Below are 21,543 nucleotides of genomic sequence, written 5' to 3'. Positions count from 1 at the left end.
CCGTGGTCGGCCGCCTGCCCGCTATGGGGGACTACCCTGAACGCACCCTGAGTTGCCGCCCGCGCCCGCCGCAACTCTGATTGGATGCTGAAGTGAGCCAGACGACGACCGCGCGGAGCGGACCGACCCGCCCGCCGCTGTCGCGCCCGCGCGCCTGCCTGCTCGGCGGAGTGTGCGCAGGGCTCGCGCGACATCTGGGCGTCTCGGTCGTCGTCGTGCGCCTCATCATGGTGGGGCTCGCGCTGGGCGCGGGTGCAGGCATCCTGCTGTACCTGTGGCTGTGGGCGCTCGTGCCGCTCGACGGCGAGAATGGCGTGGGCGGCACCGGTCTCGGCGGCGCGAGCCGCATGAATAACGCGGATGCCGCATCCGCGGGCCCCGTGCGCCGCGCCGTAAACGTTCCCTGGTTGCTCTTCTCCGTTGCTGCCGTGCTGGCGATAGTGGTACTCGCGCTCGGTGGCGTCTTCGGAATTTCGGGAGGTGGGTTGCTGCCGCTCATGCTCGTGATGCTGGCCTGCGCGGCCGGCAGCGTGGCGTGGGATCAGCTCATCGAAGGCCGTGCGCGGGTCAGCGTCGCGGCCGGCGATATCGCGGGTGCGCTCGCCGGTGCCGGAGCGGCGCGGGCGTCGCGCGGGATTCGCGTCGCATCCGGGGTTCTGCTCGTGTGCATGGTCGTGCTCGAACCGTTCGCATGGAGGAGCGTCGATGCCTGGCTTGCGTGGCCGCTCTTCACGGTGACTCTCCTGGTGGCCGCGACGGTGCTGTTCGGTCCGTGGGCGCTGCGGCTGTGGACCGAGTTGATAGCCGAGCGCACCGGGCGCGTTCGCGAGGAACAGCGCGCCGAGATCGCCGCGCATCTGCACGATTCGGTGCTGCAGACGCTCGCCCTCATTCAAAACCGTGCGGGAGCCTCGAGCGAGGTGGCCCGCATCGCCCGCGCGCAGGAACGCGAATTGCGCGACTGGCTCTACGCGGGCTCCGCCCCACTCGACAGCGATCTCGGCACCGAATTGCGCGACTTCGCGGCGGTGCTCGAGCTGGAATACCCGGCCCGTCTTGAGGTCGTGGCCGTGGGCGAGCCCGTGGAGCGTGGCAACGGTGAGGTCGCCGCGGCGGCGCGCGAAGCCATGCTGAACGCGGCGCGACATGCCGGTGGCGACATCTCCGTCTACCTCGAGACCACGGCGGCGGCAGTCGACGTTTTCGTGCGCGATCGCGGCCCGGGATTCGACCCGGCCACCGTGCCGCAGGGCAGACTGGGGGTGCGCGAGTCGATTCTGGGGCGGATGCGACGCGCCGGCGGAACCGCGCGCGTCAACACCGGCGTGGGTGGCGTCGGCACCGAGGTGCACCTGCACCTCGACCGCCAGATCGGGCGCACGACTGAGAGTGAGCAGCAATGACGGATGCGACAGGCCCGCGCTCCGCGACCGAAGGCACGGTAATTCGTGTCGTCATCATCGACGATCACTCGATCTTCCGCTCGGGTTTGCGCAGCGACCTCGACGAGGCGCTGATCGTCGTGGGCGAGGCGGCGACCGTGGATGCCGCGATCGAGACCATCGCGTCGACCCGCCCCGAGGTGGTGCTGCTCGACGTGCACCTGCCGGGAGGCGAGGGCGGCGGCGGGGCCGAGGTGATCCGGCGCAGTGCTCCGGCCGCGCCGCAGACCCGGTACCTGGCCCTCAGCGTTTCCGACTCGGCCGAAGATGTCGTCGGCGTCATCCGCGCCGGCGCTCGCGGATACATCACGAAGGGCAGTTCGGGTGCCGAGGTGAGCCGCGCCGTCGTGGCCGTTGCGGGTGGCGATGCCGTTTTTTCACCCCGCCTGGCCGGATTCGTGCTGGATGCCTTCGGTGCGGCCGCGGGGGAGCAGGCCGAGGCGAACGATGAACTCGACCGGCTGTCGGCACGCGAGCGCGAGGTGATGCGCTTGATTGCGCGCGGATTCGCGTACAAGGAGGTGGCATCCGAGTTGTTCATCTCCGTCAAGACGGTGGAGACACACGTCTCGAGCGTGCTGCGCAAGCTGCAGCTCTCGTCCCGCCATGAGCTCACCGCCTGGGCACTGGAACGCCGCCTGCTCTAGTTCTCTGCTGGTTGACCCGCCGCCGCGCCTACAGAATCCCGAGTTCCAACGCAAGCGTCACCGCGCGGGTTCGGTCACTCACACCGAGCTTCTCGAAGACGTGCAGAAGGTGGGTTTTCACCGTGGCGTCGCCGATGAACAACCGGCGGCCGATGTCGGGGTTGCTGAGACCCTCGGCCACGAGACGCAGCACCTCGAGTTCGCGGGCGCTGAGTCGGGGGCGAGGAGGCTGCGCGCCGACATCCGCATCGGAGCGCACCCGCTGCACCAGCTTGGCGGCTATCGCCGGCGCCAGCACGGTCTCGCCGCCGACCACCGAGCGCACCCCCGCCAGAATCTCCTCGGCCGGCGCAGCCTTGAGCAGGTACCCGCTTGCCCCGGCCTCGATGGCGCCCAGAATGTGGTCGTCGGTCTCATAGGTCGTGAGAATCAGCACGTGGGTGTCGGGCAGCGACGCCGTGATCGCGGCGGTCGCCTCTGCGCCGTCGAGTTGTGGCATCCGCAGGTCCATGAGTACGAGATCCGGCATCAGTTCGGCTGCGAGCCGCACCGCCTCCGCCCCGTCTATGGCCTCACCCACCACCTCGATGCCGTCGGCGGAAGCAAGCAGCCCGGCTATACCGCTGCGCACAATGGGATGGTCGTCCGCGACGAGCACGCGGATATTCCGGTTGGCGCCGCGGGCCTGGAGCCCTGCTGTGTTCATACGGAAACCTCCTGCGACACCGGGATCGTCACGACGAGCGTTGTTCCGGCGCCGGGTGCGTCCGAGATCTCAAGCTCCCCGCCGACAAGCGCGACCCGGTCGCGCATGCCGTTCAGGCCGAAGCCGCGCTCGGCATCCGGGGCATACCCGCTGAGCCCGCGCCCGTTGTCATGCACCTCTAACCGCACACCCGACTGCTGTCGACTCACCGACACCAGCGCCTCGGATGCCTGCGCATGCTTGCGCACGTTCGCCAGCCCCTCCTGCGCACAGCGCAACAGCACCACCTCGAAGTCGCGCGGGATGTCCGCGGCGGCGACCGATGCGGTGACGCTCATGCCGGTCTCACGAGTGAAACGAGCGGTGAGTCTGTTCATGACCTCGGCGAGGGACGACTCTCCGACGGGAAGAGGGGCGAGCGCCGCCACGAGCGAGCGGGCCTCGGTCAGCGCGTCGCGCGCGGTGGTCTCGATGAGATCGACGCTCTCGGCGATGGCAGAAATTTCGATGTCGTGGCGGCCGAGATCACCGCGAGAGAGCTCGGCGCGCGCACGTTGGGCGAGCATCACCAGGCTGGTGAGGCTCTGCGCAATGGTGTCGTGAATCTCCCGGGAGAGCCGCTCGCGCTCGCTTGCCACGCCTGCCTCGCGATTGGCTGCCGCGAGCTTGTCCTGCACCGAGATCAGTTCCTTAAGCAGCCGTGCTCGCTCGTCGCCGTATTCGGCTACGCGGGTAAACCAGAGGCCGAGAGCGAGACTGAAGATCAGTGAAAGGGCTGCAGTGATGGCGGCTTGCAGCATGGCATCCGCGCCACTACCGAGGCTGAAGGTCGTGCCGATGGCTACCGAGGTGACCAGCAGCACGTTGAGCACGATGGTGCGGTACAGGCTTCCGCCGATGCACCAGAGCACCGGAAGGGCTATCGCCTGAAATGTGGCCTGGGTCGGCTGGAATACGGCCAGAATTCCAGCGCCAACGACCAGCACGACGATGAATGCCGCAGTGAAACGGTCCTCGTGAACCGAGAGCCGGCCGAAGACGAAGTAGCACAGGGCAAGGGCGGCGAGGGTGGCCCAAACGCCCCAGCGCGAGAAATCGAACGGGCCCCAGCTGAACGCGGCTATCACGGCGAGCACGACGAGGGCGCCGCCGAAGGCGAGATCCCACAGCCTGCTTCCTCTCACGTCACCACTCTCTCATTCTCGAGCCGCTTCACCGAGTTCGGGATGGCTGCTGATGCACGACGCTGCAACCCACGTTGATCCCGAACTCGGCGATGCCGGGTTGTGCTCAGCTGTCCTTGCGAATCCAGCGGAACGTGACCCGGCAGAGGATGAGGCCGGCGACCAGCCAGACGGCCAGCACGAGCGCGACCCAGCCGAGACTCCAGCTGGCACCCTGTTCGGCGGCCGCGAAGTCGCTCGGCAGGAACACCGCGCGCATGCCCTGGGCCATCCACTTGAGCGGGAAGACGCTCGCCACGTTCTGCAGCCACGTCGGCAGCATCGTGAATTGCAGGTAGACACCCGAGATGAACTGCAGCACCAGCACGATGGGAATGATCACGGCTGAGGCGCTCTTGCCACTGCGCGGCAGCCCCGAGAGTGCGATACCCAGAACGGCGGATGTCGCGATTCCGAGCACGAACACCCACACAAAGGTGAGCCAGCTGCCGGCATCCGCGGGCAGTGCAACGTTGAAGCCGACACGGGCGACGAGCAGCAACAGCGCCGCCTGCAGCACGCCGGTCACGAACACCCGGCCGAATTTGCCGATGAAGTAGCTGAGCATCGGCAGCGGCGTTCCGCTCAGACGCTTGAGTGTGCCGTCGCTCTTCTCGCCGGCGATGTCGACCGCGAGGTTCTGCAGGCCACTCAGCAGCACGCCGGCGGCCACCATGCCCGGCAGGTAATAGGCCGCGATGGTGATGCCGCCCGTGCCGTCGGGATGCACGCCCATCTTGCCCTGCGAACTGAACGCCACGGCGAAGATGGTGAGCATCACGACGGGGAACAGGAAGGTGAAGAACACGGTATCGCCCTGCCGAAAGTACACCTTCACCTCGTAGCCGATGCGACTGATTCCGAGGCGGATGCTGCGACCGGCCGCGAGGGCAGGTACGGCGGTTGCGATTGCGGTGGTCATGAGTTCTGTTCCGTTCCCTGAGGCTGCAGAAGGGCGGCCGTGTCGAGATTCACTTGCGGGGTCTGGGTATGGTCGCTGTCGTTCTGCGACGCCAGCATGCCGAGGTAGATATCCTCCAGGCTGGGCCGAATCACCTCGAGCCCCTCCGGCTCACTGCCGAGACGGGCCACGAGGCCCGCCACGAAGGTCGCGGGTTGCGTGGTGCGCTGCTCGCGCATCTCGGATGCCTCGCGCCAGCGCACGACCGGCACCCGGGCATCCGCCCCGCCGATCTCGGTGATCGGGGCTATCTCCACGAGTTGGCCGCCCGCTATCACGGCGGCGCGGTCGCTCAGCTGGGCGGCCTCGTCGAGGTAGTGCGTCGTGAGCAGAATGGTGGTGCCCTCGCGTTTGAGCGAGCGGATGAGCCCCCAGAACTCACGGCGTGCCTCGGGGTCGAAGCCGGTGGTGGGCTCGTCCAGAAAGAGCAGTTGCGGGCGCCCGATCACGCCGAGCGCGACATCCACCCGCCTGCGCTGCCCACCGGAGAGGGCGCGGATGCGCGTCTTCGCCTTCTCTTCGAGTCCGACGGCGGCCATCACCTCGTCGATATCGCGCGGGTTGGGGTAGAAGCCGGCGAAGTGGCTGAGCTGCTCGCGCACCGTCACGTCGCCGGGCTCGCCGCTGGACTGCAGCACGATGCCGAGCTGAGCCTTCCAGTCGAGACCTCCGTGCTGCGGGTCGACGCCGAGCACGCGCGCCTCGCCGCTGGTGCGGTCCCGATACCCCTCGAGAATCTCGATGGTGGTGGACTTGCCGGCGCCGTTGGGGCCGAGCAGCGCCAGCGTCTCGCCGCGATGGATGTCGAAACTCACGCCGTCGAGGGCTCTGAAGTCTCCGTAGCTTTTATGCAGTTCGCGAACGCTCACAACCGCGTCTGTTGATGTCATGTCCTCAGAATCGCAGCCGGTTGTGCGCCGCACCAGACCCTGACCGGTCGATTCCGGCATCCACCGATCGGTGGATGCGGCGAACGGCAGCTACGCGAAGAGTCGCTGCAGGCGGCGCACGCCCTCCAGCAGGGCGTCGTCGCCGAGGGCGTACGACAGGCGCAGGTAGCCGGATGGCCCGAACGCCTCGCCGGGAACGGTCGCCACCTCCGCCTGCTCCAGAATCAGGTCTGCCAGCTCGAGAGAGGTCGTGGGGATGACACCGCCCCATGCGCGTCCGAGCAGCCCCGTGACATCCGGATACACGTAGAAGGCGCCTTGCGGTGTGGGCGTGACGATACCCGGGATGGCGTTCAACTCGTCGACAATGACGCGCCGGCGCCGGTCGAAGGCCTGCCGCATGCGCTCGACCTCGTCCTGCGGGCCGGTCAGCGCCTCGAGGGCGGCCCGCTGCGAGATGTTCGACACATTCGAGGTCAGGTGCGATTGCAGGTTGCCCGCCGCCTTGATGGCATCGGCAGGGCCGACCATCCAGCCGAGTCGCCATCCGGTCATGGCATAGGTCTTGGCCACGCCATTGACCAGGATGGTGCGGTCGGCAAGCGACGGCACCGCCTCCACGATGGAAACAGCGCGAACCCCGTCGTAGACGAGGTTCTGGTAGATCTCGTCCGTGATCACCCACAGGCCATTTTCGTCGGCCCATTCGCCGATCGCACGCGTCTGCTCGGGGGAGTACACCGCGCCGGTCGGGTTCGACGGTGACACGAACAGCAGCACCTTGGTGCGCGGAGTGCGGGCCGCCTCAAGTTGCTCAACGGTGACCAGATAGCCCTGATCTGCCCCGGCGAAAACGTCGACCTGCACGCCTCCGGCCAGTTTGATGGCCTCGGGATACGTGGTCCAGTACGGCGCAGGCACGATAACCTCGTCGCCCGGGTCGAGCAGCGTCGCGAACGACTGGTAGACCGCCTGCTTGCCACCGTTGGTGACAATGACAGCGGATGCCGGCACGTCCAATCCTGAATCCCGCAGCGTTTTCGCGGCGATCGCCTCACGCAGCTCGGGCAGGCCGGCTGCGGGCGTGTAGCGGTAATTCTTCGGGTCGTGCACGGCGGCCAGGGCGGCCTCGACGATGTTCTCGGGGGTGCGAAAGTCGGGCTCACCGGCCGCGTAGCTGATCACCGGCCGACCCTGCGCCTGCAGCGCCTTTGCCTTCGAGTCGACCTTGAGGGTGGCCGATTCCGCTATCTGCGCGATCCGTCGGGAGACGCGGTTCTGCTCACTCACGTCTCCCAGCCTAGCGGCACCGCCTCCCCCTAGAATGGCTGTCGTGGGCGGTGCGTTCGCCCCAGCTTTACAGGGGTTCGGGCGTCACCTACACTTGGTCGAGGTAGTTGAATTCTGCCAAGCTTTTTTGCGCCCATTTTCGTACAGAGCACCTTCATGCTCATCGTCCATTTATGTCGCGTAGCGAAGCTATGCAGGTTCAGCGTCCATAGGGCGGTGGCTCAATTGGTAGAGCAGCGGTCTCCAAAACCGCAGGTTGCAGGTTCAAGTCCTGTCCGCCCTGCAAGTCGGTGCGTCAGCACCGGCCCACGAAAGGTGTAACCAGGTGGCCGGAAAAGAAATCGACGAACCGAGCGAGGAGATCGTCGAGAACGCCAGAAAGGATCGCGCGGCAAAGCGTGGGCCTTTTGCGCGTTTGTCGAACTTCATCAAGCAGGTCGTCGCCGAGCTGAAGAAGGTCGTCACCCCCACGCGTTCGGAGCTGTTCACCTATACGGGCGTCGTGTTGGTGTTCGTCGTCTTCATCATGGCGCTCGTGTACTTCATGGACTGGGTTTTCGGGCTCGGTGTGGTGTGGGCATTCGGAAACCCCGCGGTTTCCAAATAGATGACTGAGGTCGACCGGCTTGCCGGCGATCGGGCTGGCGAGCGGGAACATCGCCGGTGCAACGAGAGAAATGGAATGGTATTCAGTGGCTGACAGAGATCGCCAGAGCGTCGATTGGGCAACCGCGGCGGAGCAGTCCTCCGAAGAGGACGAGGCTCAGACGGGCAATGTGCTCGAGGCCGAGGAAGAATCCGTCGAGCCTGCCGAGCACGAGGCGCTGCACGTCTTCGATGAATCGGGCGAGAGCAACGACTCCGAGTCAGACGGCGATGAGTCGAACGACGACATCGAGCTCGACCTCGAAGCGCGACTCAACGCCCTGGCCGAAGCCACCGACCCCGCAGCGGATGCCGCTGTCGACGACGCCCTCGAGATCGACACCCCCGACGAGGCCGAGGCTGCACTCGAGGCTGCGGAAGACGAAGAGGCGGATGCCGAGGAGTCCCGGGAGCCCGGCGCCGTTGAGGAGTCCGAAGGCCTGGCAGACGCCGCCGACGCGAACACTGAAGACGCAGACGCCGCCGAGGTCGACCCGTACGACGAGTTCCGCGCCGAGCTGCGCAGCAAGCCGGGCAAGTGGTACGTCATCCACTCCTACGCCGGCTTCGAGCGTCGTGTGAAGTCGAACATCGAGAACCGCATGGTCTCGATGGCCGTCGAGGACTACATCTACCAGGTCGAGGTCCCCATGGAGGACGTCGTCGAGATCAAGAACGGCCAGCGCAAGATGGTCACCCGCGTGCGCATTCCCGGCTATGTGCTGGTGCGCATGGATCTCAATGAGGACAGCTGGTCTGTCGTGCGGCACACCCCCGGTGTGACGGGCTTCGTCGGCAACTCGCACAACCCAACGCCGCTGCGTTTCGAAGAGGCGTTCTCGATGCTCAAGAGCCTCGTGCAGATTCAGGATGTGCCGGCAGCCAAGACCGCCGGCGGCAAGGGCGGCAAGGCCGCAACGCGTGCCATTCCGGCCGAGGTCGACTTCGAGATCGGCGAGACCATCACCATCAAGGAGGGTTCGTTCGCGGGCCTTCCCGGTTCGATCAGCGAGATCAAGCCTGAGAGCGGCAAGCTCACGGTGCTCGTTTCACTCTTCGAGCGCGAGACCCCGGTGGAGCTCAGCTTCGACCAGGTCACCAAGCTCTAACACTCACAAACCACCGCGGGCCGGAAAGGCCGGCCCCGCGGGAGAGCAGGCGGTTTCACGCCGCCGTTCGAACAAAGAAAAGGAAGAAACATGGCACCGAAGAAGAAGGTAACTGGTCTGATCAAGCTTCAGATCAATGCCGGCGCCGCCAACCCCGCCCCGCCTATCGGCCCGGCGCTCGGTCAGCACGGCGTGAACATCATGGAATTCTGCAAGGCGTACAACGCGGCGACCGAGTCGCAGCGCGGCAACGTCATCCCGGTTGAGATCACCGTGTACGAGGACCGCTCGTTCACGTTCATCCTGAAGACCCCGCCCGCTGCCGAGCTCATCAAGAAGGCCGCAGGCGTTGCCAAGGGTTCCGGCACGCCACACACCGTCAAGGTGGCCAAGCTCACCAAGGACCAGGTGCGCACGATCGCCGAGGCGAAGATGGTCGACCTCAACGCGAACGACCTCGACGCGGCATCCAAGATCATCGCCGGCACCGCCCGCAGCATGGGCATCACGGTCGAATAACCCCCTCCGGTGGTCGAGTAGCGAGCGTCAGCGAGCGTATCGAGACCCCCGGTTCACAACATCATCACGTGGCAGCGCCTGCCAGGCGCAGATGACCACAGTCTCTCAAGGAGAAACAAATGGCACAGAAGTCAAAGGCCTACCGGGCCGCGGCCGAGAAGATCGAGGCCGGAAAGTACTACAGCACCCAGGAAGCCGTCACCCTCGCGAAGGAGACCGGCTCCGCCAAGTTCAACTCGACCGTCGAGGTCGCGCTCAAGCTCGGCGTCGATCCCCGCAAGGCTGACCAGATGGTTCGCGGCACCGTGATTCTTCCTCACGGCACCGGCAAGACCGCCCGCGTCATCGTCTTCGCGACGGGCCCGGCAGCTGAGGCCGCCATCGCGGCGGGCGCAGATGAGGTCGGCGGCGCCGAGCTCATCGAGAAGGTCGCCGGCGGTTACACCGCCTTCGACTCGGCCGTTTCCACGCCTGAGCTCATGGGCCAGGTCGGTCGTCTCGGCAAGGTGCTCGGCCCGCGTGGCCTCATGCCCAACCCGAAGACCGGCACGGTGACCCCGGATGTCGCGAAGGCCGTCTCCGACATCAAGGGCGGCAAGATCGAGTTCCGCGTCGACAAGCACGCGAACGTGCACTTCGTCGTGGGCAAGGCGGCGTTCACGCCGGAGCAGTTGCACGAGAACATCACCGCCGCGCTTGACGAGATCGTTCGTCTCAAGCCGTCGTCGTCGAAGGGCCGTTACATCCAGAAGGGTGCAGTGTCGACCACGTTCGGCCCCGGCATCCCGCTGGACGTCAACGTGTTCTAAGCACGCACCGTACACGAAGAGACCCACCCATAGCGGGTGGGTCTCTTTCGTTTAACGCACTGAAATATTCTCATGTGTCTATCCCCCTTGTGGGGGGTCGTGAACAGGCATAAAGTCCCTCTGTGCGGTTCGCACTTTTCTCAACGACGAGTAAGGACAATCCATGAGTTCGTTCCTCTCGCGCCGGTCTTCTCACCAGAAGGCTCTCGGCGCTCTCGCTAGCATCGCGTGCGTTATCGCGCTCTCGATGACCGGCGTGTCGGCTGCCTCGGCTGCCGACAGCGTTTCCTACGCGGATTCCGTGCCCTCCTGGGCGACGGCGGCCAACGATGCCGGAGTCGCTGCAGACGATACCTCGGTCGAGGGCGAGGTGTACCTGCCCCTGCAGCATGCGGATGAGGCGGCGGCCCTCGCCACGGCGGCATCGACGCCCGGCGCGCGCGGTTATCGGCACACGCTGAACCCCCGCGACTGGATTCGGCGCTTCTCGCCGAGCCAGGCATCCGTGAACAGCGTCGTTGCCTACCTCAAGGCGCAGGGCCTGACGATCTCGGCCGTGCCGCAGAGCCGGCAGTACGTGGTCTTCCGCGGTACGGCGGACCAGGTCAGCGCGGCGTTCGGCACGTCGCTGCACAGTTACCGCTACGCCGATCACACGCTCGTCGCGCCCTCGAGCGCGCCGTCGCTGCCGAAGGCCATCGGCGCATCCGTGGCGGGCATCAGCGTTGACCAGTCCCGCTTGCTGACCAAGCCGAACTCGATCAAGCAGGGCGACCTCGGCCCGAACGGCACGCCGCAGCTGCGCACGAACGCGCCGGCCACCCCGCCTGTCACGACGCCGTGTTCGCAGTACATCGGGCAGCACGTGGTGACGGTTCCCGCCGCGTACAACGGCAAGACCCAGTACAGCACCTACAACTGCGGGTACACGCCGTCGCAGATCCGCACGGCATATGGGCTATCGAGTTCGGCGAAAAGCCGACTCAACGGGGCCGGGCAGACCGTAGCGATCATCGACGCCTACGCCTCGCCGAGCATCGTGAACGACGTGAACACCTACTCGGCCAGCCTCGGTGAGCCGACGCTGTCGAAGGGCGCATACTCACAGATCGTTCCGGATGCCAGTGAGTTTGTCGACCAGGAAGCGTGCCAGTACCCCAGCGGCTGGCAGGGTGAGCAGACGCTCGACGTCGAGGCGGTGCACGCGGTGGCGCCCGCCGCGAAGATCCTCTACGTGGGAGGCTTCAACTGCGGCGGCGGCCTCGATGTGGCGCTGTCCACGATTCTGGATGGCAAGCTGGCGAACATCGTCAGCAACAGCTACGGCAACATCGGTGAGGCGATCCCCGCCGACGTGCTGCGCGGTGAGCAGAACCTGCACATTCAGGCGGCAGGCGAGGGCATCGGGCTCTACTTCTCCAGCGGAGACAACGGCGACGAGGTTGCGAACCTGGGCTACGCGTCGCCGGACTTTCCGGCATCCTCGCCCTATGTGACGGCCGTCGGCGGAACCAGCATGGGCATCGACAAGCAGGGCAAGGCGTCGTTCGAGACCGGATGGGGTGACACGATCGACCAGATCGTCTCCGACGGTTCGGGCGCGCTGAGCTACACCCAGCCGCTACCCGGCACGCGGTTCGTGGGCGGGGCCGGTGGCGGCACGAGTGCCGTGTTCGGCCAGCCCGCCTACCAGCGAGGCACGGTTCCGAACGCCCTGGCGCAAGGCAAGCGGGTGTCGCCGGACATCGCGGCGCTGGCCGATCCCTACACCGGGTTCCTCATCGGCATCCGCCCGATCATCGACGATTCGACGCTCGAGACGGGTGACTTCGAGAACGAGACCTACGGCGGCACCTCGCTGGCGTCTCCTCTTGTCGCCGCGCAGATGGCGATCGTGCAGCAGTTGACGCACAGCACGGTGGGCTTCGCCAACCCGACGCTGTACGCGCTGCACCGTGCGCTGCCGTCGGCGTTCCGCGACGTGGTTCCCTCGAACCCGCCGCAGGCCGTCGCGTACACCAGCAAGACCAGTGGCAACAGCTACCTGATCACGCTCGACAGGGACACCTCGCTCACCACGGCACCGCGATACGACAATGTGACGGGGCTCGGCAGCGTGTCGTTCTCGCTGCTGTCGCTCGTCGGCCAGGGCAGGCACTAACGGTTCCGCTGGTCGAGTAACGGCATGCGCGAGCACGCTGCTACTCGACCAGCCGGGCGGCGGTATTCTGTGCTGATGACCATCACCGTTCGTGCCGCCCAGCTTCCGGATGCCGCGGCGCTCGCCGAGGTCGCAGCCGCCACGTTCCCCCTCGCCTGCCCACCGCACACGACCGAGGAGGCGAAGGCGCACTTCATTGCCACGATGTTGTCGGAGGAGCGCTTCGCCGAGTACGTCGCTGATGTCGAGCGGCTCGTGCTCGTGGCCGTGGACGCGGCGGAGACCGCGGCACGGAGCGAGGCGAACATCGTGGGCTACGGCATGGTGAATTTCGGCGAACCGGATGATGCGGATGTCGCGGGCGCATTGCGCATCCGCCCCACTGCGGAGCTCAGCAAGTGTTACGTGCTCGCTGGATATCACGGCGCCGGCGTGGCGGGCGCGCTCATGGAGGCGTCGCTTGACGCCGCTCGGGCGCGTGGTGCCGCCGGAATCTGGCTCGGCGTCAACGAGGAGAATGCGCGGGCGCAGCGCTTCTACGAGAAGCAGGGCTACGAGCGCGTGGGCACGAAGCACTTTCTCGTGGGCGACCGTCTCGAAGACGACTACGTGTTCGAGCGCGCGCTGTAGCTCAGCGAACGCGCAGGGCGATCTTGCCGCGGGTGTGCCCCTCCTCGAGGGCGCGCATCGCCTGGGCCGTGTCGGCAAGATCGAAGACCTCGTCGACGTTCACGCGCAGCGCCCCCGTCTGCAGCAACTCCGCAATCACATCGAGCGTGCGCGCATCCGGTGCCACCTTGTAGTCGGTGGCGCGCATGCCGGCGGCAGCGGCATCCGTGAAGAATGACGGCCAACTGCCCGTCGGAATGTTCACGATGAGCCCGCCCGGCTTCATGACCTTCAGCGAGCGGCTGCCGGTGTTCTCGTGCACATTGCCGATCAGATCGATGACCACGTCGACCTCTTCGACCGCGTCTTCAAACCGTGTCGTCGTGTAGTCCACGACCTCGGATGCCCCGAGCTCGCGCAGCCAGTCCTGGTTGCGCGTCGACCCCGTTGCAATCACGTGCGCGCCGAAGTGGGTGGCGATCTGCACCGCGAAGTGCCCTACCCCGCCCGCACCGGCGTGGATGAGCATCCGCTGCCCTTCGTGCGCCTGCGCGAGTTCGACGACGGGCCCCCACGCGGTCATCGCGGCGAGCGGTACCGCTGCAGCCTCGAGATGCGTGAGTGCAGTCGGCTTGCGCGCAACGCTGAGGCTCGGCACCGCGACGACCTCGGCGAACGAGCCACTGAACCGCGGAAACATGACCATGCCGAACACCTCGTCACCGGGGCGAATCGGATGCGCCTCATACGGCGATTGCAGCACCACACCGCTGAAATCGTGACCGAGCACGGCGGGATAATTGGCTATCGCCGCAGACACTCCGCGCCCCGCCCGCGTCTTGGCGTCGATGGGGTTGAGTGCTGCCGCGTGCACCTCGATGAGAAACTCGGAGTTGACCTTGAGCGGCACCGGCACGTCCGCCAGCCGCAGCGCATCCGGTTCTCCGGCTTCGTCCATCACTATGGCGCGCATGTTATCCATTAGCTGATCCTCCCGATCGCTCGACACGTCCATTCTGCTCCGTGCACGTCTGCGCTGGGGGGTGGTGACCCGCTAGCATTCAGCGAGAGCGACCGTGCGGCCGCGAGGGTGGGGAAGTATGAGACGAGCGTTCGCAGTCATCCGTCTGATCGTCGCCGTCGGAGTCATAGCCGCGGTCGTGGGCCAATTCGCCAAGAGCCTATCGATGGTTCCGAACCCCTCGCTCTTCACGGCCAACTTCCTCAGCTTCTTCACGATCGACTCGAATCTGCTGACGATTGCGATGCTGCTCGCCGGTGCCTGGTTCGGCTTCACGAAGCGGCGGGACCCGCAGCGCTACAACATGTTCCGTGCCTCGGTCACCGCATACATGGCCACGACGGGTGTCGTTTACGCCCTGCTGTTGCGTGATGTCTCCCTCGACCAGGCGACGACGCTGCCGTGGTCGAACGAGATTCTGCATGTGTACGCGCCGCTGTACGTCGTGCTCGACTGGATTCTCGCCCCCGGCCGAATCCCCGTGCGCTGGGACCGGCTCTGGCTGGTCCTCACCTTTCCGATTCTCTGGCTGGCATACACCCTGATTCGCGGCCCGATCGTGGGCTGGTATCCCTACCCGTTCCTCAACCCTGCTCAGCCGGGCGGCTACGCCACGGTCGTGCTGTACATCGTGGCGATAGCCGGCTTCATCGGAATCGTCGGCGTCGTGGTGGTGTGGCTCAGCCGGCTTCGCGTGCTCGGCAACGGGCTGCGTTCACGATAGCCCGCGGCCTTCGTCTTCGCGCCTAGTCGATCGGTACGGTCACTGTCTCAAAGGTGCGGCCTTCGCGCAGAGTTCCGAGGCCGTACATGATGAGGCCGACGACGAGCCAGGCCGCGAGGATCGCCAGCGGCATGGCGATCGCGTGACCATCAAAGAAGGAGACGTTGCGCAGGAGGGTGCCGGTGGCGCCCGGCGGCAGCAGTTGGCCGAGGGCGCCCCACGGGTGCGGGAGTAACTCAGGAGCGCTGCTCAGCCCGGAAAGAGGATTGCCCAGCACAATGAGAATCAGGGCGGCGATGCCAATACCGATACCTTTCAAGAAGCGCTGTAATCCGAGAACGAGAAAGCTGGTCGCACCGATACTGAGCATCGCCGCGAGTGAATCGGCGACGTAGTTTCCCTGCAGGGCGCCAATGCCAAACAGCACGCCGACGAGGGCAAACCCGCCCGCTATCGCGAACCCGCCGGCCGTGGCTAGTCGCTGCCAGGTGCCGGCGATGAGCGCGATGATGCCGACGGCGGCGATCCAGCCACCGAGTGCTATGGGCAGCGCGCCAGCCGCGAGGCCCACGCCCCTCGGATCCGTGCTGGTGAACGGGCGCACATCCGTGGCGGTCACGGGGGTGCCTGTGGTCGCTTCGAGGTGCGATGCGGTTTGTGTGAGCAGCGTGGCCACGGCCTCGCTGGCCGCTGATGCGTAGTACAGCTTCGTGCCCGTATCGGTGACGACGAAGACGCCGTAGACCGAGCGATCGAGAATCTGGTCCTTCGCGGCCGCCACGTTCGATGCCGAGTGATAGTGCCACACGCCCTCACCGGCCTTGTCGAGCGCCGCTTCGAGCTGTGTCCGTTGAGCCTGCGAGCCGACGACAGTGATCGGCACATCGCGGGGCGCCGAATGGATGCCGGGTAAGGCGAATGCGATCACCAGCGCGACCATGATCGCGATGAGAACACCTCCCGAGGTAGCCATCCGGCGCCAGCTTGAGCCGGGCACGCCGTCATGAGCGGTCTGAATTGCCATGCGATGCTCCTTCATTGAGAGATACGCTGCGTATCTATCGAGATACGCAGCGTATCTCCAAGCATCCGTTTTTGTCAAGATACGAGACGTATCTTGCGATAGGCTCGGCGTATGACCGAGGCAAGGGTGCGACGACGCGACGATGTGCTCATGGCTGCCATCCAGGCGGCGACACTCTTGGAGTTGAGCGATCACGGTTACGCGGGGGTGAGCTTCGAGGGGGTTGCCCGACGCGCGCAGACCAGCAAGCCGGTGCTCTATCGCCGTTATCGCAGTCGTGCCGAGATGGTGCTGGATGCGATCAGCCAAACCGGCGCCGATCAGGTCGTGGTGCCCCGCACCGGTTCACTGAAAATGGACGTGATCAGCGTTCTCGAGCAGATAGAGCAGCAGGTCTCGCGCTTCACGGCCGAGGTGTATCGGGGAGTGATCGGGGAATCAGACGACAATCTGCTGGATGACGCTCTCGATGCGGTGGGGGTCATCAACAGCCAGGTGATGCGAACAATCCTTGATGCGGCGCGCGCCCGCGGAGAACTGGGACCGAACCCGCTCCCTGAGCGGGTGGTGCTGTTGCCCATCACGCTGTTGCGACACGAACTGCTTTTCGGTCACCCCTTCGACCCAGCCGCCATTGCGGACATCGTTGACCAGGTCTACGTGCCGCTGGCGCAAACGGTGAGCAACGGCGATGAAAATGTCTCCGTTCAGCCGGTTTCGCGTGCTCGGGAACGGCCTGCGGCCACAAGTTCCAGGAGCTGATCGGCGAAGCCCACGAGCATCGCTATCTCGTTCTCGTCGCGGTCCACCCAGCGGCATTCCGGATGCGTGCCCACCGGCACGAAGTCCTTGTGCTGCTCCCACACCACGAGGGTGCGCTCGGCGCCGAGCACGTACTGCTGCCACCACACCTGGCGCAGGTAGGAGCGCGGGATGCTGCGCCAGAGTTTGTTCGTCGTCTTGATCTCGGCGAGCTCGAGCCTGTTGCCATGGCGCAGCGCGATGCCGTCCGGGGTGGCCAGATGCGCGGTGTTCGATACCGCATGAAACAGCGCCGAACTGGGGCGGATGCCGTACTCGGTGAGTACCCAGCGGGCGATCTCCGGCTCCCGCGCCTTGCCGTGGTCGGTGTAGGCGTTGCCCGTGAATCCACTGCCGTTGAGCTTGTCGAAGGCGGCCGCCTGAATGGAGCGCGCGGTGGCCAGCTTCGCGACATCCGTTGCCGTGACGCCACGGCTGCGGGCGCGCAGCCAGGCGACGCGATCGGTGGAGTCGGCGACGATGCGCGAAAGGTGATTGGGCCCCTCGGCAAGCTCAGGGACTGGGACCGATGCCTGTTCCTCGAAGAGGGAGAGCATCGTGTCGGTCACGTGTCTATTCTGCCCCGGCAGAGGCGGGAATCGCGTCGGGATCCAGCGTGTTCTGAATCACCATGATCGCGGCGCCGAGCACGCCGCCGGTGTCGCCGGCCTGCGCCGGCGCGATGGTGAGGTGCTGGGTGGCGAGCGGCGTCGACTGGCCGTAGACCACCTCGCGTACGCCCGCGAGCAGGTGTTCGCCGGCGCGCGCGATGCTGCCGCCGATGACGACCACAGACGGATTGAGCAGGTTGACGCAGGTGGCCAGCACCTCGCCGAGGTCGCGGCCGGCCTGGCGGATCGCCTGGATCGTGGCGGCGTCACCCGCGCGCTCCAGCTCCACGACATCCTGGCTCGTGCTCGCCGGTGTACCCGCCCGGGAGATCCAGCGCGCGATGGCCGGACCGCTCGCGAGAGCCTCGAGATCCGCTCCCTCGTCACCATGGCGCGGAGTGTCCCTGGTGAACGGCACGCGCACGTGACCGAGATCGCCCGCCGATCCCTGCGCGCCGCGCTGCAGGCGCCCTCCGCTGATGATGCCGGCACCGATGCCCGTCGAGACCTTCACGAACAGCAGATCGTTGTGCTCCCGCCAGGATGTCGCCTGCTCGCCAAGCGCCAGCACGTTCACGTCGTTGTCCACGAGCACGGGCACATCGAAGCGACGACGAATGTAGGCGGGCACGTCGAAGCGATCCCAGCCGGGCATGATGGGTGGATTCGTGGGCATGCCCGTGGAGTGTTCGACGGGGCCGGGAAGCCCGACGCCGATGCCCACGAGATCGCTTGCGGGTCTGCCGGTTCGCCTCAGCAGCCTGCGCGTCGCGTCGATGACCCAGTCCAGCACGGCCTCGGGGCCCTCCGCGATGTTCAGTGCCCTGGAATCGGTGTGCAGAATGCTGCCGGCGAGGTCGGCAACGGCGACGATGCCGTGCGTCGCGCCCAGATCGACGGCGATGAGAATGCGCGCGTTCGGGTTGAAGGCAACGCGAGCAGGCGGGCGTCCGCCCGACGAGACCGCGCCCGGCGAGTGAACAACCAGGCCGGATGCCATCAGCCCGGCCAGCCTGCCGGCCACCGTCGACCGGGCGAGGCCGGTGAGCGCGGCGAGCTCCGAGCGCGTGCGCGGCGTGCCTTCGCGCAGCAGCTCGAGCAGCCGGGCGGCATCCCGGGTGAGCAACGCGCCCTCGGCTGGGGTCGCGGTCACGGTCTCGGGCATAAGGGCATTGAATCATACGATCAGGCCGCTCTAGTCGAAATCTGCCATGAATAATTCATCTTTTGCTTGTGCGTCGACAGAAGTCTGCTTAGATTGATGCAACCCCGTCCACGGGTGTGTCACGCAACCGCGTTGGCGCAAAATTGGAGACCTTCCCCGATCTCACTCAAGGAGAATCGTGACCTCGTCAAATCTTTCCGTGCAGCTCTACACCGTGCGGGAATTGCTCGCCGAAGACCTGGCCGGCACCATCAAGCGCATCGCCGAGCTTGGCTTCACCCAGGTGGAGCCGTTCAATTTCACCGGTCTCGAGGGCCTGGGCGATGCTCTGAAGGCCAACGGCCTGACCGCGCCGACCACCCACGCGCACTTCATCGGCGAAGATGCCGCGCCGGTGTTCGCTGCCGCGCGTGAACTCGGCATCCAGACCGTGATCGACCCGTATGTGCCAGCCGAGCGCTGGCAGACTGCAGAAAGCGTTGCCGAAATCGCCGCGCAGCTCAACGCCGCGGCGAAGGTCGCCGCAGGCTTCGGCATCACGGTCGGTTACCACAACCACAACCACGAGCTGGAGAGCATCATCGACGGCACCAACGCCCTCGAAGTATTCGCCGCGCAGCTCGACCCCGAGGTGGTGCTCGAGGTCGACACGTACTGGGTCAAGGTCGGTGGCGTCGACCCGGTCGAACTGCTCGGGCGCCTCGGCGACCGCGTTGTCGCCCTGCACATCAAGGACGGCCCGGGTACCAGGGAGAACAAGGATCAGGTCGCCGTGGGCAAGGGATCCATGCCCGTGCGCGCGATCATCGAGGCGGCGCCGAAGGCGTTGCGCGTGATCGAGCTCGACGACTCCCGGGACGATCGCTTCCAGGCCATCGCAGACAGCTACTCCTACCTCACCGCTGCAGGCCTCGCATGAGCGCCGCAGCACGCACCGGGCGCGTCGGCGTCGGCGTCATCGGTGCCGGTGTCATCAGCAGCCAGTACCTGGAGAACCTGACCACGTTCCCCGATCTCGAGGTGCGCTTCATCGCGGACATCGATGAGGAACGAGCGCGCGCGCAGGCGGAGAAGTTCGGCATCGCGGCATCCGGTTCGGTCGAAAGCCTGCTGGCGGATGCCGACATCGAGATCGTCGTCAACCTCACCATTCCCGCCGTTCACGTCGAGGTGGCCGAGCAGGTGCTCGCCGCAGGCAAGCACGTGTGGAGCGAGAAGCCTTTCGCGCTCGACCGTGACAGCGGACGGCGGCTGTTGGACGCCGCACACGCGGCGGGCCTGCGAGTCGCCACCGCGCCAGACACCTTTCTCGGGGCGGGCATCCAGTCGGCCCGCCGCTTCATCGAGGCCGGCGGCATCGGAGCGCCGCTGACCGCGCTGACACTCATGCAGAATCCCGGACCCGAGGCGTGGCATCCGAACCCCGACTTCCTGTTCCAGGAGGGGGCGGGGCCGATGTTCGACATCGGCCCGTACTACATCACGGCGCTCGTGCAGTTGTTCGGACCGGTCTCGCGAGTGACCGCCGCTGCCTCGAAGGCCAAGCCGTTTCGGGTGATCGGCTCCGGCCCGCGTGCCGGTGAACAGTTCGACGTGACGGTGCCGACGCACGTGAGCGCGCTGTACGAGTTCGAGGGCGGCCAGACAGCGCAGAGCATCTTCAGCTTCGATTCCAAGCTGAGTCGTACGCAGTTCGAGGTCGCCGGTGTCGACGCCACCGTGGTCGTGCCCGACCCGAACACCTTCGACGGCGACCTCGTTGTGTACGACGGTGGCGAGGAGACGACGACGGTGGCCGCCACCGGCGTGACGACGACCCGCGGTACCGGCGTGGCCGAGCTCGCCCAGGCGATTCGCGCCGGACGGCCGGAACGAGCATCCGGGGAGAACGCCTTTCACGTGCTCGACGTCATGGTTTCCACGATCGAGTCGGCGCAGAGCGGCCAGCCGGTCGAGGTGGCGAGCACCACGACCGTCGCACCGGCCCTGCCCGAAGACTGGGATCCGCGCGTCGGAACGCTGTCGGCATGAGCGAGGCGGCGTCGCCCGGCCGACCGCTTGGGGTAGGAATCGTGGGCGGCGGCTTCATGGGCGCCGTGCATTCCCGGGCCGCTCGTGCGGCACGGGCACGTCTCGTCGGCATCTCCTCCTCGAGCGGAGCGCGTGCGCGGGCCGCGGCCGAGGAGTTGGGCCTCGAGCGTGGCTACGATTCGCTCGATGAGCTGCTCGCGGATGATGCGATAGACGTCGTGCACGTGTGCACGCCGAACGCGCTGCACGCCGAGCAGGCCGCCGCCATCGTGGCGGCGGGCAAGCACATCGTCTGCGAGAAGCCGCTGGCGACGAGCGTGACGGATGCCGCTGCGCTCGTCGACGCCGTCGCATCTGCCGGCGTCACCGCGACGGTGCCGTTCGTCTACCGCTTTCACTCGCTCGTGCGTGAGGCGCGAGCCCGGGTGCAGGAGGGCGAACTGGGGCGGCTGCTGAGCATCCACGGTTCGTATCTGCAGGACTGGCTGCTGGATGCCGGCGACGACAACTGGCGGGTCGAGGAGGCCAGCGGCGGTCGCTCGCGTGCCTTCGGCGACATCGGGTCGCACCTGGTCGACCTCACCGAGTTCGTCACGGGCGACCGGGTCACGCAGGTCTCTGCGACCAAGCGCACCTTCTTCGGCGAGCGGGCCGAGCACACCGCCATCACCACCGAGGATGCGATAGCCATCGTGCTGCAGACGGCCGGCGGCGCCCTGGGCACGCTGCTCGTCTCCCAGGTGGCCGCCGGTCGAAAGAACCGGCTGCACCTGGAGATCGCGGGTTCGAGCGAGAGCATCGCCTTCGACGGTGAGCAGCCCGAGGCCATCTGGGTGGGGCGTCGCGGCGGATCGCAGTTGATCCCGCGCGATGCCGATCAGTTGCATCCGGATGCCGCGCGGCTGTGTGCGGTGCCTGCCGGGCATCCGCAGGGTTACCAGGATGCGTTCAACGCCTTCGTCGCCGACAGCTACGCGGCCATCGAGGGCGCGTCGCCCGAGGGCCTGCCGCGCTTCGAAGACGGGCTGCGCGCCGCGCGCGTGACCGACGCAGTCATGGACGCCGCCGACAGCGGCACCTGGATTTCGGTGGTCCCGTAGCGCCGCGAAGCGCGCGTGTCGAGACCGTACGTGAACTGACGCGTTGGCCCTGAGC

Annotated in this window: 22 protein-coding genes and 1 tRNA gene; 14 read left to right on the top strand and 9 right to left on the bottom strand. The window is 66.5% G+C overall.

All coding sequences use genetic code 11. From position 1 onward, the window contains the following. Positions 1-92 precede the first annotated feature (92 nt). On the top strand, positions 93-1,403 hold the full coding sequence (locus ASC63_RS02075; protein ID WP_055809266.1) for an ATP-binding protein: 1,311 nt from the start codon (positions 93-95) through the stop codon (positions 1,401-1,403). Continuing rightward, the gene (locus ASC63_RS02070) at positions 1,400-2,089 is read left to right on the top strand and encodes a LuxR C-terminal-related transcriptional regulator (protein WP_055809263.1); all 690 of its coding nucleotides are present in this window, start codon (positions 1,400-1,402) and stop codon (positions 2,087-2,089) included. The genes ASC63_RS02075 and ASC63_RS02070 overlap by 4 nt, the downstream gene beginning before the upstream one ends. A 28-nt stretch (positions 2,090-2,117) precedes the next feature. Here ASC63_RS02070 and ASC63_RS02065 read toward each other — a convergent pair whose 3' ends face one another. The 5 genes from ASC63_RS02065 to ASC63_RS02045 form a co-directional block, all read right to left on the bottom strand. Continuing rightward, positions 2,118-2,795 (bottom strand): response regulator, encoded by a 678-nt coding sequence (locus ASC63_RS02065; RefSeq protein ID WP_055809261.1) that lies wholly within the window; start codon positions 2,793-2,795, stop codon positions 2,118-2,120. Continuing rightward, positions 2,792-3,979, bottom strand: a complete 1,188-nt coding sequence (locus tag ASC63_RS02060) for a sensor histidine kinase (protein WP_055809258.1) — start codon at positions 3,977-3,979, stop codon at positions 2,792-2,794. Before ASC63_RS02060 ends, ASC63_RS02065 begins: the two co-directional genes overlap by 4 nt. Before the next feature lie 106 nt (positions 3,980-4,085). Next, a complete protein-coding gene (locus tag ASC63_RS02055) occupies positions 4,086-4,940 on the bottom strand; it encodes an ABC transporter permease (protein WP_055809255.1) in 855 nt (284 codons plus the stop codon). After that, positions 4,937-5,869, bottom strand: coding sequence for an ABC transporter ATP-binding protein (locus ASC63_RS02050; RefSeq protein ID WP_082487653.1), 933 nt, complete (start codon positions 5,867-5,869; stop codon positions 4,937-4,939). Before ASC63_RS02050 ends, ASC63_RS02055 begins: the two co-directional genes overlap by 4 nt. Before the next feature lie 90 nt (positions 5,870-5,959). Further along, the gene (locus tag ASC63_RS02045) at positions 5,960-7,159 is read right to left on the bottom strand and encodes a pyridoxal phosphate-dependent aminotransferase (protein WP_055809252.1); all 1,200 of its coding nucleotides are present in this window, start codon (positions 7,157-7,159) and stop codon (positions 5,960-5,962) included. A 210-nt stretch (positions 7,160-7,369) separates the two neighbouring features. On the opposite strand from ASC63_RS02045, the gene ASC63_RS02040 reads away from it, so the two are divergent. The 7 genes from ASC63_RS02040 to ASC63_RS02010 all read left to right on the top strand — a co-directional run bounded on the left by ASC63_RS02040 (position 7,370) and on the right by ASC63_RS02010 (position 13,032). Continuing rightward, positions 7,370-7,442, top strand: a tRNA-Trp gene (locus ASC63_RS02040). Between the two features lie 42 nt (positions 7,443-7,484). Further along, positions 7,485-7,766, top strand: coding sequence for a preprotein translocase subunit SecE (gene secE / locus ASC63_RS02035; RefSeq protein WP_055809249.1), 282 nt, complete (start codon positions 7,485-7,487; stop codon positions 7,764-7,766). An 85-nt stretch (positions 7,767-7,851) separates the two neighbouring features. Then, the gene (gene nusG / locus ASC63_RS02030) at positions 7,852-8,913 is read left to right on the top strand and encodes a transcription termination/antitermination protein NusG (protein WP_055814664.1); all 1,062 of its coding nucleotides are present in this window, start codon (positions 7,852-7,854) and stop codon (positions 8,911-8,913) included. 90 nt (positions 8,914-9,003) lie between these two features. Next, entirely contained in the window at positions 9,004-9,432 is a 429-nt protein-coding gene (rplK, locus tag ASC63_RS02025) for a 50S ribosomal protein L11 (RefSeq protein WP_055809246.1), read from the top strand. Between the two features lie 119 nt (positions 9,433-9,551). After that, positions 9,552-10,241: a 50S ribosomal protein L1 gene (gene rplA, locus ASC63_RS02020; RefSeq protein WP_055809243.1), complete on the top strand. Its 690-nt coding sequence runs from the start codon at positions 9,552-9,554 to the stop codon at positions 10,239-10,241. A 163-nt stretch (positions 10,242-10,404) separates the two neighbouring features. Then, on the top strand, positions 10,405-12,402 hold the full coding sequence (locus ASC63_RS02015; protein WP_235491723.1) for a S53 family peptidase: 1,998 nt from the start codon (positions 10,405-10,407) through the stop codon (positions 12,400-12,402). A 75-nt stretch (positions 12,403-12,477) separates the two neighbouring features. Beyond that, positions 12,478-13,032, top strand: a complete 555-nt coding sequence (locus ASC63_RS02010) for a GNAT family N-acetyltransferase (RefSeq protein ID WP_055814658.1) — start codon at positions 12,478-12,480, stop codon at positions 13,030-13,032. 1 nt (position 13,033) lies between these two features. On the opposite strand, the gene ASC63_RS02005 is transcribed toward ASC63_RS02010, so the two are convergent. Then, a complete protein-coding gene (locus tag ASC63_RS02005; RefSeq protein WP_055809241.1) occupies positions 13,034-13,993 on the bottom strand; it encodes an NADP-dependent oxidoreductase in 960 nt (319 codons plus the stop codon). Positions 13,994-14,111: 118 nt separating this feature from the next. Between ASC63_RS02005 and ASC63_RS02000 the strand changes: the two genes are divergently transcribed. After that, positions 14,112-14,756 carry a Pr6Pr family membrane protein gene (locus ASC63_RS02000; protein ID WP_055809238.1) on the top strand — a complete coding sequence of 215 codons (645 nt, stop codon included), beginning with the start codon at positions 14,112-14,114 and terminating at the stop codon, positions 14,754-14,756. A gap of 22 nt (positions 14,757-14,778) precedes the next feature. Here ASC63_RS02000 and ASC63_RS01995 read toward each other — a convergent pair whose 3' ends face one another. Beyond that, positions 14,779-15,780, bottom strand: coding sequence for a hypothetical protein (locus ASC63_RS01995; protein WP_200936723.1), 1,002 nt, complete (start codon positions 15,778-15,780; stop codon positions 14,779-14,781). Between the two features lie 111 nt (positions 15,781-15,891). Between ASC63_RS01995 and ASC63_RS01990 the strand changes: the two genes are divergently transcribed. Next, positions 15,892-16,542 carry a TetR/AcrR family transcriptional regulator gene (locus ASC63_RS01990; RefSeq protein WP_055809235.1) on the top strand — a complete coding sequence of 217 codons (651 nt, stop codon included), beginning with the start codon at positions 15,892-15,894 and terminating at the stop codon, positions 16,540-16,542. On the opposite strand, the gene ASC63_RS01985 is transcribed toward ASC63_RS01990, so the two are convergent. Beyond that, on the bottom strand, positions 16,488-17,138 hold the full coding sequence (locus tag ASC63_RS01985; protein ID WP_055814653.1) for a YqaJ viral recombinase family protein: 651 nt from the start codon (positions 17,136-17,138) through the stop codon (positions 16,488-16,490). The genes ASC63_RS01990 and ASC63_RS01985 overlap by 55 nt on opposite strands. A gap of 16 nt (positions 17,139-17,154) precedes the next feature. Further along, on the bottom strand, positions 17,155-18,357 hold the full coding sequence (locus ASC63_RS01980; protein WP_157487542.1) for an ROK family transcriptional regulator: 1,203 nt from the start codon (positions 18,355-18,357) through the stop codon (positions 17,155-17,157). A gap of 178 nt (positions 18,358-18,535) precedes the next feature. On the opposite strand from ASC63_RS01980, the gene ASC63_RS01975 reads away from it, so the two are divergent. The 3 genes from ASC63_RS01975 to ASC63_RS01965 are packed head-to-tail and all read left to right on the top strand — an operon-like array spanning position 18,536 to position 21,488. Then, the gene (locus ASC63_RS01975) at positions 18,536-19,276 is read left to right on the top strand and encodes a sugar phosphate isomerase/epimerase family protein (protein ID WP_235491722.1); all 741 of its coding nucleotides are present in this window, start codon (positions 18,536-18,538) and stop codon (positions 19,274-19,276) included. Beyond that, on the top strand, positions 19,273-20,388 hold the full coding sequence (locus tag ASC63_RS01970; RefSeq protein ID WP_055809229.1) for a Gfo/Idh/MocA family protein: 1,116 nt from the start codon (positions 19,273-19,275) through the stop codon (positions 20,386-20,388). Before ASC63_RS01975 ends, ASC63_RS01970 begins: the two co-directional genes overlap by 4 nt. Continuing rightward, the gene (locus tag ASC63_RS01965; protein ID WP_082487047.1) at positions 20,385-21,488 is read left to right on the top strand and encodes a Gfo/Idh/MocA family protein; all 1,104 of its coding nucleotides are present in this window, start codon (positions 20,385-20,387) and stop codon (positions 21,486-21,488) included. The genes ASC63_RS01970 and ASC63_RS01965 overlap by 4 nt, the downstream gene beginning before the upstream one ends. Positions 21,489-21,543: the final 55 nt, after the last annotated feature.

This window comes from Leifsonia sp. Root112D2 (assembly GCF_001424905.1).
In the GTDB taxonomy this organism is placed as follows: Bacteria; Actinomycetota; Actinomycetes; order Actinomycetales; family Microbacteriaceae; genus Root112D2.
The sequence above is the reverse complement of the archived record's forward strand: the minus strand, read 5'-3'. Positions and strand labels throughout refer to the sequence as shown.